The following is a 13,359-nucleotide window of genomic DNA, read 5'->3' on the forward strand; positions in this document are numbered from 1 at the left end:
AGCATGATAAAGATTTTCGGTAAGGTTCGCTATCACTGGCAGCCAGATGTAGCTATCCTGATAATATATTGGTCTTTATCGGTCATTCCGATTTTTGTTGGCCTGGCTTTGATGTATGAAAGCTCACGAGTGCCGACTCTTGTTCTGTTTTCTTTCTTCTTGTTCATGGTTTTGCTGGGAATGGGAGTTCATCGTTATTTTACTATTTATGATGATGGAACCTTGCGAATTATCACAGCCAATCCCTTTACTCCGATAAAGGTCAAGATTTCAGATATTGAAAAAGTCGAAGTGACCAAAACGTCAATTACCTTATATTTTAAAGGGCAGAACCGCAGCCGGAGTTTTTGTATGCGTAAGTGGCCTAAGAAATATTTTGTCAATGCCCTGGCCCTTAATGAGCATTTTAAGGGTGAGGTAGAATTAGTAGATAATTTTACCCATATTGACTATTTTGAAGCTTACTATGGCAGTCAGTCCAAAAAATCCTAGTCTTTCAAAAGAGCTCGGGTTGGGCAGTTTTTGATGGCTTCCACGACATCGGGATCCTCAGCGATTTCCTTTTCTAGGAGCTGGTCGTCCTGGTAAAATTTGACGATGCCATTGTCATGATAGTCAAAGAGATCTGAGTAGGTTTGACAAAGCCCGCAGGCAATGCACCGTTCGGGAATGAGTGTTACTTTCATACCCATATTGTAATAAGATTTTAAGAAAAATTCAAGGAGGAAGTCATGGAAAAAGAACCATGGGAAGAAGATGTATACGATAACGGAGAAGATAAGTTGAAACGAACTAAGAAGTTTAGCGCTTTGAATGCAGACCGCTTGTTGACCATATTAACCATTATTTTCTGTATTTTAGTGGTTGCGGTGGTGTGCTTTCTGACCTATCTGTCTACTGGTGGAAGTAATAGACAAACCCAAATGGAAGGTTTCTACGGCACTTCAGCAGCAAGTTCCAGCAGTGAAGCGTCTTCTACAGCAGAGCAGACAGCAGCAAATACCACAGAATCCTCTGAAGGAACTCTGACTGTTCAGCCTGGTGAAGGTGAGGCGGCCATTGCAGCGCGTGCAGGTATTTCTATTGCTAAGCTTGAACAGCTTAACCCTTCTCATATGTCTACTGGTTCTTGGTATGCCAATCCAGGTGACGTTGTGAAGATTGAGTAGGAGCCAGCCATGAAACAGATTCAAATTGCAATTGACGGTCCTGCTTCCAGTGGAAAATCGACCGTTGCCAAGATTATTGCTAAGGATTTTGGCTATACTTATTTAGATACAGGAGCCATGTACCGGGCTGCAACCTATCTGACTCTGCGGCATCATCTAACAGAAGCAGATGCCACTGAAATTGTAGACTTGCTCAATAATCATTCGGTCAGTTTTGGTCGAGCAGAAGATGGCGAGCAGCTAGTCTTTGTTGGCGATGTGGATGTGACTCACCCAATTCGGGAAAATGAAGTTACCAATAACGTTTCTTGGGTATCTGCCATTCCTCAAGTCCGTGAGAAACTGGTGGCCTTGCAGCAGCAAATTGCAGCTCAGGGAGGGATTGTCATGGATGGCCGTGATATTGGAACAGTTGTCTTGCCTCAGGCTGAGCTCAAGATTTATTTGGTAGCCTCGGTTGAGGAAAGAGCTGAGCGCCGTTATAAGGAAAATCTATCTAAAGGAATTCCTGCTGACTTGGAGAAACTGAAAGAAGAAATTGCAGAGCGGGATTATAAGGACAGTCATCGCGAAGTTTCGCCATTGAGACCGGCAGAAGATGCTGTTCATTTTGATACCACGGGTGTTGGTATTTCTGAAGTTGTTGCCTTTATCGAAGAAAAAGCGAAAAAAATCATTGACAAATAAAATGAAACTTGGTATGATAGTAGAGTTGAGAAAAGCAGAAGTGAGAACTTCTCGCCTTGCGACTAACGTTGTCTGGCTCTACAGGATTCAGTTTCAGTAATGAAATACTATCGTGTAGTGCGGGTTTGCGTTAGCAGGTCCGCACTTGTTTTTCTCTAAAAATAAAAAAAGAGGTGAAAACCATAGCAAAACAAGACTTATTCATCAATGATGAAATTCGTGTGCGTGAAGTTCGCTTGATCGGTCTTGACGGCGAACAATTAGGTATTAAACCGCTGAGCGAAGCGCAGTCTCTTGCGGATGAAGCAAATGTCGATTTGGTCCTGATTCAGCCACAAGCTAAACCACCTGTTGCAAAAATTATGGACTATGGCAAGTTCAAATTTGAGTACCAGAAAAAACAAAAAGAACAACGCAAGAAACAAAGTGTTGTTACTGTGAAGGAAGTCCGTCTCAGTCCAACCATCGACAAGGGAGACTTTGACACTAAACTTCGCAACGCACGCAAGTTCCTTGAAAAAGGGAATAAAATTAAGGTATCTATCCGCTTCAAAGGCCGGATGATTACCCACAAAGAAATCGGGGCTAAAGTTTTAGCAGATTTTGCTGAAGCGACTCAGGATGTTGCTATCATTGAGCAAAAGCCTAAGATGGATGGACGTCAGATGTTCATGCAGATGGCGCCAATTCCTGACAAAAAATAGATTGTCAGAAAGATAGAAAAAGGAGAACACATTATGCCAAAACAAAAAACACACCGCGCATCAGCTAAACGTTTCAAACGTACAGGTTCTGGTGGACTTAAACGTTTCCGTGCTTACACTTCTCACCGTTTCCACGGAAAGACTAAGAAACAACGCCGTCATCTTCGCAAAGCAGGAATGGTGCATGCAGGAGATTTCAAGCGTATCAAAGCAATGTTTACAGGTCTGAAATAAGAGCTGCTGAAACGATTATCTAGGAAATATTGGAGGAAATATAAATGGCACGTGTTAAAGGTGGCGTTGTATCACGCAAACGCCGTAAACGTATTTTAAAATTAGCTAAAGGTTACTATGGAGCAAAACATATCTTGTTCCGTACTGCAAAAGAGCAAGTAATGAACTCTTACTACTATGCATACCGTGACCGTCGTCAGAAAAAACGTGATTTCCGCAAACTTTGGATCACTCGTATCAATGCGGCAGCTCGTTTGAACGGACTTTCATACTCACAATTGATGCATGGTTTGAAGTTGGCTGAAATCGAAGTGAACCGTAAAATGTTGGCTGACTTGGCTGTTAACGATGCAGCAGCTTTCACAGCTCTTGCAGACGCAGCTAAAGCTAAGCTTGGTAAATAATTAAAATAAGAACTGAGGATTTCCTTGGTTCTTTTTTGATAACTCTTAATGAAAAGTATGAAGAGGGAAATTTCCTGCCATGCTACTTATAGTATAGATAAAGGCTTGTTACTGATAAGAAAGCTTTCATGGTAAAGCTAGTTAAAAATAGGGATTTGCGATATAATAGATAAAAACAGACATATATGTAAATAAAAATTCAGTAGAATGGAGAAATCATGTCAGAGAATCGTTTAGCTTGGGACCAGTATTTTGCGGCTCAGGCTCTCTTAATTGCTAATCGTTCAACCTGCAAACGAGCCAAAGTCGGCGCTGTCTTGGTCAAGGATAATAAGGTTATTTCAACTGGTTACAATGGCTCAGTTTCAGGGACTGAGCACTGTATTGACCATGAATGCTTGGTTATTGACGGTCACTGTGTACGGACCTTGCATGCTGAGGTCAATGCCATCTTGCAAGGAGCCGAGCGGGGAGTTCCCAAGGGATTTACGGCTTATGTGACCCATTTTCCCTGTCTCAACTGTACCAAGCAACTGCTTCAAGTAGGCTGCAAACGGGTTGTTTACATCAACCAATATCGGATAGATGACTATGCTCAATATCTCTACAAGGAAAAAGAGGTGGAATTGGTTCATTTGCCGCTGGATGATGTCAAGAAGGCTATCGCTCAAACGGATTTGGTTTAGAGGAGAAGTTCTGGAGGTAAAAGGAGAAGGCAGATGAATGAGAAATTGGCAGCCGCTTGGCAGCATTTCTTTGAAGGACAATTAAATAAGGCCGAAGAACTAGAGCAGCAGCTTGAAAAAGATTCCTTTAGCCGCTGGAATTTGCGAGCTTATCTTGCTGTAGAAAGGCAAGATTATCAGAATGCTTTTGCAAATTTGGAGCTTTATCTGATTCAGGCTCAAAATGATAGTGATATTGAAAATGAGCATATCGCTTATCATCAGCTAGGCTATGTTGCTAGAGCTGCGGGAGATTTTTATCAAGCTTTAGAATGGATAGAAAAAGAGGCTGCTTTCCTAGCGATGTACTTCCCAGATGACCATTATCGTCAATCAGTTAATCTCTATGAGCTAGGCTACCTAAATCTTAAATTAGGCCGATTGACTCAAGCTCAGGAGTTTATGCGAAAGGCGAATATCTATGCTAAGGAGTCAGATGATGTGATCAATCATGCATGTAGTTACCGAGGCTTGGGTGAAATTGCTCAATCTTTGGGAAATCTCCAAGAAGCAAGAATCAACTTCGCGGCTGCTATCAGACTTTTTGACCAAGCTGGTGATGCTATCGGTAAGGCGGAAGTTGAAGAGTTGTTAGCAAGCTGCCCTTAGTTTATCATTGCAATAAAGCTATAGTTTTCGGCTATAACTTTTTCTATTTAAAAAATTCTGAAGTTTTTAGCGAAAAGTGGTATAATGAAGAAGTTATATAGTCCCGATAAGGTGGTAGGAAACTTCTATCAGTACTTTGTAACTCGCAAACAATGACGGCTCCAAAGTCGCTCGTCATTCTACGGTTGCCGCTATATTGCGGTCACCCTATGCGCCTTACTAGCTCAGAAATAAAAAGGTATCGTTTTTATTTCTTTCGCGTCGTAACTCGTAGGTGACAAGATTTTCATCATTTTGGAGTTTGTTCATTTGTTTAATATTTTTTAAGGGGGGACATTTCTATGTCAGAACGTAAACTTTTCACGTCTGAGTCTGTATCGGAGGGGCATCCTGATAAGATTGCAGACCAAATTTCCGATGCTATTTTGGATGCTGTCTTGAGTCAGGATCCAGATGCCCATGTGGCTGCTGAAACAGCCGTTTATACGGGATCGGTTCATGTTTTTGGTGAGATTTCGACCACAGCTTATGTGGATATCAATCGTGTGGTTCGAGATACCATTGCAGAGATTGGCTATACCAATACAGAGTATGGATTTTCAGCTGAGACAGTCGGTGTGCATCCGTCTTTGGTGGAACAATCACCAGATATTGCTCAGGGTGTCAATGAAGCTCTGGAAGTTCGTGGGAATGCGGATCAAGATCCATTGGACTTGATTGGTGCTGGAGACCAGGGGCTTATGTTTGGCTTTGCAGTGGATGAAACGCCAGAGCTCATGCCGCTACCTATCTCGCTCAGTCACAAGCTAGTTCGTCAATTGGCGGAATTGCGCAAATCAGGAGAGATTGCCTATCTGCGTCCAGATGCTAAGTCTCAGGTGACCATTGAGTATGATGAAAATGACCAGCCAGTGCACGTGGATACGGTAGTTATTTCGACCCAGCATGACCCAGAAGTGACCAATGAAGAGATTCATCGTGATGTGATTGAAAAGGTAATTAAAGCAGTTATTCCAGCCCAGTATTTGGATGATAAGACGAAATTCTTCATCAATCCAACCGGCCGCTTTGTAATTGGCGGCCCGCAAGGAGACTCTGGCTTGACTGGACGTAAGATTATTGTGGATACTTACGGCGGTTATGCTCGTCATGGTGGCGGTGCCTTCTCTGGTAAGGATGCAACCAAGGTCGACCGCTCGGCTTCATACGCAGCTCGCTACATCGCTAAAAACATCGTGGCGGCGGGATTGGCCAAGAAAGCAGAAGTGCAGTTAGCCTACGCCATTGGTGTGGCTCAGCCGGTTTCTGTTCGGATTGATACTTTTGGCACTGGAGCAGTTGCAGAAAGCAAATTGCAGGAAGCAGTTCGTCAGATTTTTGATTTGCGTCCGGCCGGTATCATTCAAATGCTAGATCTGAAACGTCCAATCTACCGTCAGACAGCAGCTTATGGCCACATGGGTAGGACAGACGTTGACCTGCCTTGGGAAAAGTTGGATAAGGTAGAGGCTTTGAAAGCAGCAGTGCAGTAAGATGACAGTTCTCAATCGTAATGATTGAGAGCTTTTTTATATAGGTGGATTTTACAAGGCAAGCAGTCTAGGCTTGCGCTTCTCTCAATTTTTGCAATACTATTTTTTCTGAAAAATTATTGAAAAAGCCATTTTCTCTGTTTCATTTTAATTTCAATTGTCTTATTTATCTAAAAGTATAGGAAATTTCCTGAATCTGTGGTATAATAAATGGCAATACCTTGAAAGAGCTTTATTTTAAACATGAAAAAAATTGTAATACATGGTGGTCGCCCCTTAAAAGGAGAGGTGACTATTAATGGTGCTAAAAACAGTGTCGTTGCCTTGATTCCGGCTGTGATTCTGGCAGATGATATTGTAACGTTGGATGGCGTTCCGGATATTTCGGATGTGGATAGCCTGATTGATATTATGATTGCCATGGGGGCTAGTGTTACTCGCTCTGAGGACAATCTGACGATTGATCCGCGTGGTATCCAAAACGTCCCTATGCCTTATGGGAAAATCAACAGTCTAAGGGCTTCTTATTATTTCTATGGCAGCTTGCTTGGTCGCTATGGTGAAGCAACGGTAGGTCTGCCTGGTGGTTGTGACTTGGGGCCGCGTCCTATTGACTTGCATCTCAAGGCTTTTGAAGCCATGGGGGCTAAGATGACCATGGACGGCAACTACATGAACCTATCCACAGGAGGTCAGCAGCTGAAAGGCGCTAGCATTTATATGGATACGGTCAGCGTGGGTGCTACCATTAACACGATGTTGGCTGCTGTCAAGGCCAAAGGTCGGACTATTATTGAAAATGCAGCGCGGGAGCCTGAAATCATTGATGTGGCAACTCTCTTGAACAATATGGGAGCACATATCCGTGGAGCAGGAACTGATATTATCACGATTGAGGGGGTTCCACACCTTCATGGAACTCGTCATCAAGTAATTCCAGACCGTATCGAGGCAGGAACTTATATCGCTCTTGCTGCAGCTATTGGTCAGGGAATTCAGATTAATAATGTCCTTTATGAGCATTTGGAGAGTTTTATTGCCAAGCTTGAGGAAATGGGTGTTCGGATGACGGTTTCTGAAGACAGCATTTTTGTTGAAGAGCAGCAAAATCTGCGAGCTATAAACATTAAGACTTCTCCTTATCCAGGCTTTGCAACTGACCTACAACAGCCCATCACTCCGCTCTTGCTGACGGCTAATGGCCACGGTAAGATTACGGACACCATCTATGAGAAGCGGGTTAACCATGTGGCGGAGCTGGCTAAGATGGCAGGTAAAATTTCGACCAGCAGCGATCAGATTGTCTATGAGGGACCAAATCAACTGCAGGGAGCTCAGGTCAAGGCGACCGATTTACGAGCAGGAGCAGCCTTGGTTATTGCAGGTTTGATGGCTCAAGGAAAGACAGAGATTACTAATATCGAGTTTATCCTGCGTGGCTATTCTAATATTATTGAAAAATTAACAAGTCTGGGTGCAGATATCCAGTTGATAGAAGAATAAGCGTTTTTCGCTTATTTTTTGTAGAGGTAGCAGATGAATTTATGGACACATTTAGCAGCCTGCTCATTTATTGAGACAGAGCATGCTTTTTTGCGGCCCATTGTCTTTGAAGATGCAGGAGCCCTATATAAGATTGCGTCCAATCCGGAAAATACTCAGTTCATCTTTCCGACAGAAGCAAGCCTAGAGGAAAGTGAATACGTCATTGCCAATTTCTTTATGAAAAATCCTCTGGGGATTTGGGCCATTTGTCACAAGGAAACGCAGGAAATGATTGGCTCTGTCAAGTTTGAAAAGATGGACGAGATCAAGAAAGAAGCTGAGTTAGGTTATTTTCTGCGGCAAGACTACTGGGGACGAGGGCTGATGACAGAAATTGTCCGAGAGATTGCTTTTCTATCTTTTACCCGCTTTGACTTCAAGCGTCTCAGCATTATTACTCATGCAGAGAACCTAGCTAGTCAAAAGGTAGCTCAAAAATCTGGCTTCAGCCTCTACCGGCAGTTTAAAGGGAGCGATCGATACACGAGGAAGATGAGAGATTATCTGGAGTACCGTTATGAGAGAGGAGATTTTAATGAGTAAGCATCAGGAAATTTTAACTTATCTTGAAAATCTTCCAATCGGCAAGAGGGTCAGTGTTCGCAGTATTTCAAACTATCTGGGAGTCAGCGACGGTACGGCCTATCGAGCGATCAAGGAAGCGGAGAACCGCGGTATTGTTGAGACCAGGCCTCGGAGTGGTACGGTTCGGGTCAAGTCCAAGAAAGTTGTCTTGGAGCATCTGACCTATAAGGAAATCGTTGATATTACAGGCTCAGAAGTATTGGCCGGAGAAGACGGTCTAGAAAAAGAATTTAATAAGTTCTCCATCGGAGCCATGACGGAGCAGAATATCCTGCGCTATCTGAATGAGGGAGGCCTCCTGATTGTTGGAGATCGGACAAAAATCCAGCTCTTGGCTCTGGAAAATGAGAATGCGGTACTGGTGACCGGAGGATTTGAAGTCAGTTCGGAAGTTCTGAAGATGGCTAATCTGCTCAATATACCGGTTCTAAGGACCAAGCACGATACCTACACCGTGGCAACCATGATTAATCGTGCCCTGTCCAATATGCAAATCAAGACCGATATTTTAACAGTGGAGCAGGTCTATCGCTCCAGCCACGAGTACGGCTTCTTGCATGATACAGATACTGTTCGTGACTATCTGGACTTGGTCCGCCGCAATCGTGCCAGCCGGTTTCCGGTTATCAACCAGCAGCAGATGCTGGTTGGAGTAGTAACCATGCGGGACGCAGGGGATAAGTCTCCTCTGACAACCTTGGACAAGGTCATGACGAAAAATGTCTTTATGACAGGCTTATCTGCTAATATTGCCAATATCAGCCAGCGCATGATTGCAGAAGATTTTGAAATGATACCAGTAGTGCGCAGCAATCAGACCTTGCTGGGTGTGATTACGCGGCGGGACATTATGGAAAAAATGAGTCGATCTCAGATTTCCAGCTTGCCGACTTTCAGTGAACAAGTAGGACAGAAGATTAGCCGCCAGGATGATTTGTTTTCCTTTACCGTTGAGCCTTTTATGCTGGAGCAAAATGGTGTGTTGGCTAACGGTGTGCTGACAGAAATTTTGACTCGGATTACCCAGCAGCTCATGGTCAACAGCGGCCGTAGCTTGATTATCGACCAGCTGATGATTTATTTCTTTCAGGCGGTCCAGATTGATGACCTGCTGCATATTCAGCCGCGCATTATCCGTCAAACTAGGCGGACAGCTATTATTGACTTTGAGATGTATCTGGAAGCGATGCTGGTTGCCAAAGCGACGATTACAGTGAAAATTAATTAAGAAGAGGAAATTAGAGAAAGAATGATTACTTTAAAATCACAGCGTGAAATTGACTTGATGGACAAGAGTGGAGATTTTCTGGCTTCGGTCCACATTGGTTTGAGAGACTTGATTAAGCCAGGAATTGACATGTGGGACATTGAAGAGTATGTTCGCAAGCGTTGTAAAGAAGACAATGCGCTACCTCTGCAGATTGGTGTTGAAGGCTCTGTCATGGACTATCCTTATGCTACCTGCTGCTCTCTTAATGACGAGGTAGCCCATGCCTTTCCCCGTCATCAGAAGCTGGTAAAAGGCGATGTCATCAGCGTTGATATGGTGGTTGGCTTGGTCGATAAGGCAGAGCTGGATGTGTCCAAGCTAGATTTTGACAATGTAGCACAGATGAAGCAGCACACAGAGAGTTTCCGGGGTGGTGTGGCAGATTCTTGCTGGACCTATGCAGTAGGGGAGATTAGCCCGGAGGCTCAGCAGCTGATGGATGTGACCAAGGAATGTCTCTACCGTGGAATTGCAGCTGCCAAGGTCGGCAATCGTATCGGCGACATTGGAGCAGCTATTCAGGAATATGCTGAAAGTCATGGTTATGGCGTTGTGCGCGATCTGGTCGGTCACGGTGTTGGCCCAACCATGCATGAGGAGCCTATGGTGCCGCATTATGGTCGAGCAGGACGTGGCTTGCGCTTGCGTGAGGGAATGGTTCTGACTATCGAGCCCATGATCAATACAGGTACCTGGGAAATTGATACGGACTTTGAGACCGGCTGGGCACATAAAACGCTGGATGGCGGTCTGTCCTGTCAGTATGAGCATCAGTTTGTCATTACAAAAGATGGTCCTGTCATTCTGACCAGCCAGGGAGAAGAAGGGACTTATTAGAAATCAAAGGCTGGGCAGTTGTCTCAGCTTTTTTGAAGGAGAAGAGAGTGAAGAAATTATTTGGTAAGGTTCGCAGCAATCAGTTTTTAAGAGAATTTTTCCGTTTTTATAAAGAGGCAGATAGCGAGCTGAGCAGCGTTGCAGTTGCTTATTATTGGTTGATTTCTGTTTTTCCCTTGCTTTTGATTGTGGTGAATATTTTGCCCTATTTTCATATTCCGGTGGCGGATTTTCTGACAGCCATCAAGGACATGCTACCAGAAACTTTATATGATGTTGTAGCAAAAGTCATGCGTGAAGTGCTGACCCAGCCTTCGACTGGCCTACTGAGCTTCTCAGTCTTGTCGGCTCTTTGGACTTTTTCCAAGTCCATGAATTTCCTCCAGATTGCCTTTAACAAAGCCTATGGGGTGGCTAAGAGTCGGGGGCTGATTTCTCATCGCGTCATGAGTCTCTTTGTGAGTCTAGGTCTGCAGATTCTCTTTGCCTTGGCCCTCTTTCTGACCATGTTCGGCCATATGTCGCTGGATTTTCTCCGTACTTACTGGAAGCTAGATAACCAGCTTTATCAGCACTTGCAGAATTTTACCGAGCCCCTGATTTACGCCTTACTCTTTGCGGTTTTGGTTATGTTCTATTATTTCCTGCCTAATGTGAAAATCAACAAAAAACGCTATGTTCTGCCTGGCAGCGCCTTTGTGCTTTTGACCATTCTGGCTTTGCTGAATATCTTTTCCGTTTACATGGATAATTATTTAAATCACCTAGTTGATGTCCGCTTTTTTAGCTCCATCATTATGGTTGTGATGATGTTTTGGTTTATCATGATTGCTAAAATTTTGATTGTTGGCGCAGTGCTTAATGCCACTATCCAGAGCTGCTGTGAGTCAGGGTTTCAAGTTGAAAGCACAGGACGCTTTACTTTCAAGAAGAAAGAGCAGGATGGGGAAGATGAATTCTAATATGACATTGTGTAAGAATGGTAGAAGAGAATGATAAGATGAGAAGAAAAAGTAGAATTGTTTTATTGCTACTGTTAGGTGGATTATTTTCCATTATTGCACTAACTGGATGTAGGACACTAAAATCCTCGGTTCCTGAAAATCGAACAGAGGAAGAATATGTTCTGGAAAATAGCTTCAAGCCTTTCTTTGACTTTTTAGCAGCGGAAAAGAAAGATTTATCAACTGTTCAAGAATATAGCTCTTATTTATTGGAACAGGAGAATCCCTCAAGTACTTTACAACACCATAAAATAGATTTAGAAAGAAAAGGCAATATATTAGAGGGAAATTATAATATTGGCTATAATAATGGGGAGCCAAATTCAACTCTTTACAAGGTGATTTATGAGAATGAGCACTTAAACTATTTAGAAGAAGTCCCACAAGAGTATGATATGCGGCTTTTTAATCTTCAGATTCATGAGGGAGTCTTTCGAAAATTACCGATTATTTCAATTCAAAAAGATCATCCAGAGACAACTTTACAAACCATTACTTATAAAGCTAATGACGACCTTGATTTTGTAAAAGAGATAAAAAAGAATTATAATATTAAGAGTAAGAGTTATGTGAGTATTACTATAGCTAATAGAGGATATGGAGAATTTTATTTGGATATTAGCATTGAAGCTGAGAATGGGCAATATATTAGTGTTTTAAATCATATTGTGTTGAAAAAAACAGAGGAACAGTAGAAAAATACTAGAAGATAAAACCTTTGTTAAATTCTTGCATTTTTCAATTTAAAGAGGATTTTCCTCTTTTTATTTTTGGTGATTTTATTGCATTTGCAATAAAATGTGATATAATAGTTTCAAATAAAAATAAAAGGAGGGGATATGTCAGTATTGCGGGAAATTGGGATTATCGCCCGAGCTTTGGATTCCATTGCGAATATTGAGTTTCGTGATATTGACCTTGCGCGGGGGCAATATCTTTATCTGGTACGAATCGCGGAGAATCCGGGAATTATCCAAGAGGAGCTGTCGGAGCTGCTCAAGGTGGATCGCTCAACGGTTGCCCGCTCTGTTAAGAAGCTAGAAGCCAAGGGCTTGGTGCAGCAGAAGGCAGCCAAAGGCAACAAGAAGAACAAGGAATGGTTTGTGACGGAAAAAGGGGAAACACTTTATCCTTTTATCCTAGCGGAGAATGACTATTCTGAAGAGACATCTCTGCGGGACTTTTCTCAGGAAGAAGTTCAAGCCTTGGAGGAAATGCTGGTCCGAGTGCGTGAAAACATCACAGGTGACTGGGAAGCCGTCAAAAAAGGACAAAAAAGAAACTATTAAGATTGAAGAGGTAGAGCATGAAAGTTACAATTGAAAATGAATTTTGGCAAGTATTTCCGGAAGCTCAGATTAGTATTTTAGTGGTCAAAGGGCTTGATAATAGTGTGGATGAAAGTAAGGATCCATATTTCAAATCCCTGCTGGATAAGGGAGCGAAGCGAGCTGAAGACTTTATCTTAGACGAGAACTTCACTCAAAATGAAGTCATTCAGGAGTGGCGGCAGGCTTTCAGCAAATTCAAGACCAAGAAAGGAGCACGATCCTCCATCGAAGCCCTGCTCAAGCGGGTTAGTCAGGGGCGGGAATTTCATCCAATCAATCCTTTGGTCGATGTCTACAACAGTGTCTCGCTGTCTTATGCGGTTCCATGTGGCGGTGAGGATTTGGATAAGATTGTCGGAGGTCTTCATCTAGGAAAAGCCAAAGGTGGGGAAGCCTTTTTCCCATTGGGTGCTGAGAGTGACGCACCGGCACTGCCAGAAGAAATCATCTACTATGATGAAGAGGGAGCTGTCTGCCGTTGTCTTAACTGGAGAGAAGCGCAGCGGACCATGCTGACGGAAGAGACCAAGGATGCTGTTTTGGTCATTGAGGCCATCAATGGAGAGCAAGCAGCGCGTGCACAAGCAGCCATGACAGAACTCCAGACTCTGATTGAGGACTATTTTGGTGTCAAAGGTGAAATCACCCACCTGACTTTTGATAATCCAAGCTTGGAAATCTGAGAATAAAAAAATCTGGATCAGAATTACCTGGTCCAGATTT

Annotated in this window: 18 protein-coding genes and 1 other annotated feature; of the genes, 17 read left to right on the plus strand and 1 reads right to left on the minus strand. The window is 43.1% G+C overall.

Translation table 11 applies throughout. The features are described 5' to 3' along the window. Positions 1 to 3: 3 nt before the first annotated feature. A complete protein-coding gene (locus K4H96_RS04580; protein WP_002900006.1) occupies positions 4 to 492 on the plus strand; it encodes an EbsA family protein in 489 nt (162 codons plus the stop codon). On the opposite strand, the gene K4H96_RS04585 is transcribed toward K4H96_RS04580, so the two are convergent. After that, a complete protein-coding gene (locus tag K4H96_RS04585; protein ID WP_295345912.1) occupies positions 489 to 686 on the minus strand; it encodes a ferredoxin in 198 nt (65 codons plus the stop codon). The two genes, K4H96_RS04580 and K4H96_RS04585, sit on opposite strands and share 4 nt — an antisense overlap. 45 nt (positions 687 to 731) lie before the next feature. Between K4H96_RS04585 and K4H96_RS04590 the strand changes: the two genes are divergently transcribed. From K4H96_RS04590 to K4H96_RS04665, 16 genes are all read left to right on the plus strand, one after another. Beyond that, positions 732 to 1,169 (plus strand): SAG1386/EF1546 family surface-associated protein, encoded by a 438-nt coding sequence (locus K4H96_RS04590; protein ID WP_002895035.1) that lies wholly within the window; start codon positions 732 to 734, stop codon positions 1,167 to 1,169. Between the two features lie 9 nt (positions 1,170 to 1,178). After that, on the plus strand, positions 1,179 to 1,856 hold the full coding sequence (gene cmk, locus K4H96_RS04595) for a (d)CMP kinase (protein WP_223337066.1): 678 nt from the start codon (positions 1,179 to 1,181) through the stop codon (positions 1,854 to 1,856). Positions 1,857 to 1,882: 26 nt separating this feature from the next. Beyond that, positions 1,883 to 2,013: a sequence feature (ribosomal protein L20 leader region), on the plus strand. Between the two features lie 16 nt (positions 2,014 to 2,029). Further along, entirely contained in the window at positions 2,030 to 2,560 is a 531-nt protein-coding gene (gene infC / locus K4H96_RS04600; RefSeq protein WP_002895037.1) for a translation initiation factor IF-3, read from the plus strand. Between the two features lie 33 nt (positions 2,561 to 2,593). Beyond that, a complete protein-coding gene (gene rpmI, locus K4H96_RS04605; protein ID WP_223337065.1) occupies positions 2,594 to 2,794 on the plus strand; it encodes a 50S ribosomal protein L35 in 201 nt (66 codons plus the stop codon). A gap of 44 nt (positions 2,795 to 2,838) precedes the next feature. Continuing rightward, positions 2,839 to 3,198 carry a 50S ribosomal protein L20 gene (gene rplT / locus K4H96_RS04610; protein ID WP_000124830.1) on the plus strand — a complete coding sequence of 120 codons (360 nt, stop codon included), beginning with the start codon at positions 2,839 to 2,841 and terminating at the stop codon, positions 3,196 to 3,198. Positions 3,199 to 3,416: 218 nt separating this feature from the next. Next, positions 3,417 to 3,884, plus strand: a complete 468-nt coding sequence (locus tag K4H96_RS04615) for a deoxycytidylate deaminase (protein WP_002895042.1) — start codon at positions 3,417 to 3,419, stop codon at positions 3,882 to 3,884. A 33-nt stretch (positions 3,885 to 3,917) separates the two neighbouring features. Further along, complete coding sequence (locus tag K4H96_RS04620; protein WP_223337064.1) at positions 3,918 to 4,532, plus strand: tetratricopeptide repeat protein; 615 nt, start codon at positions 3,918 to 3,920, stop codon at positions 4,530 to 4,532. 341 nt (positions 4,533 to 4,873) lie between these two features. Next, on the plus strand, positions 4,874 to 6,064 hold the full coding sequence (gene metK / locus K4H96_RS04625; protein WP_223337063.1) for a methionine adenosyltransferase: 1,191 nt from the start codon (positions 4,874 to 4,876) through the stop codon (positions 6,062 to 6,064). A 243-nt stretch (positions 6,065 to 6,307) separates the two neighbouring features. Beyond that, positions 6,308 to 7,567, plus strand: coding sequence for a UDP-N-acetylglucosamine 1-carboxyvinyltransferase (locus tag K4H96_RS04630; RefSeq protein WP_111675596.1), 1,260 nt, complete (start codon positions 6,308 to 6,310; stop codon positions 7,565 to 7,567). A 33-nt stretch (positions 7,568 to 7,600) separates the two neighbouring features. After that, positions 7,601 to 8,152, plus strand: coding sequence for a GNAT family N-acetyltransferase (locus K4H96_RS04635; RefSeq protein WP_009659355.1), 552 nt, complete (start codon positions 7,601 to 7,603; stop codon positions 8,150 to 8,152). Beyond that, on the plus strand, positions 8,145 to 9,422 hold the full coding sequence (gene spxR, locus K4H96_RS04640) for a CBS-HotDog domain-containing transcription factor SpxR (protein ID WP_185756118.1): 1,278 nt from the start codon (positions 8,145 to 8,147) through the stop codon (positions 9,420 to 9,422). The genes K4H96_RS04635 and spxR overlap by 8 nt, the downstream gene beginning before the upstream one ends. Before the next feature lie 21 nt (positions 9,423 to 9,443). Next, on the plus strand, positions 9,444 to 10,301 hold the full coding sequence (locus tag K4H96_RS04645) for a methionyl aminopeptidase (RefSeq protein ID WP_223337062.1): 858 nt from the start codon (positions 9,444 to 9,446) through the stop codon (positions 10,299 to 10,301). 32 nt (positions 10,302 to 10,333) lie between these two features. Then, positions 10,334 to 11,263, plus strand: coding sequence for a YihY/virulence factor BrkB family protein (locus K4H96_RS04650; protein ID WP_223337061.1), 930 nt, complete (start codon positions 10,334 to 10,336; stop codon positions 11,261 to 11,263). Between the two features lie 38 nt (positions 11,264 to 11,301). Further along, complete coding sequence (locus K4H96_RS04655) at positions 11,302 to 12,000, plus strand: hypothetical protein (RefSeq protein WP_223337060.1); 699 nt, start codon at positions 11,302 to 11,304, stop codon at positions 11,998 to 12,000. 144 nt (positions 12,001 to 12,144) lie between these two features. Then, the gene (locus tag K4H96_RS04660) at positions 12,145 to 12,594 is read left to right on the plus strand and encodes a MarR family winged helix-turn-helix transcriptional regulator (protein WP_223337059.1); all 450 of its coding nucleotides are present in this window, start codon (positions 12,145 to 12,147) and stop codon (positions 12,592 to 12,594) included. 17 nt (positions 12,595 to 12,611) lie between these two features. Next, complete coding sequence (locus K4H96_RS04665; RefSeq protein WP_223337058.1) at positions 12,612 to 13,319, plus strand: B3/B4 domain-containing protein; 708 nt, start codon at positions 12,612 to 12,614, stop codon at positions 13,317 to 13,319. The last annotated feature ends 40 nt before the right edge of the window (positions 13,320 to 13,359 follow it).

Source organism: Streptococcus sanguinis, from assembly GCF_020729765.1.
GTDB lineage: Bacteria > Bacillota > Bacilli > Lactobacillales > Streptococcaceae > Streptococcus > Streptococcus sanguinis_Q.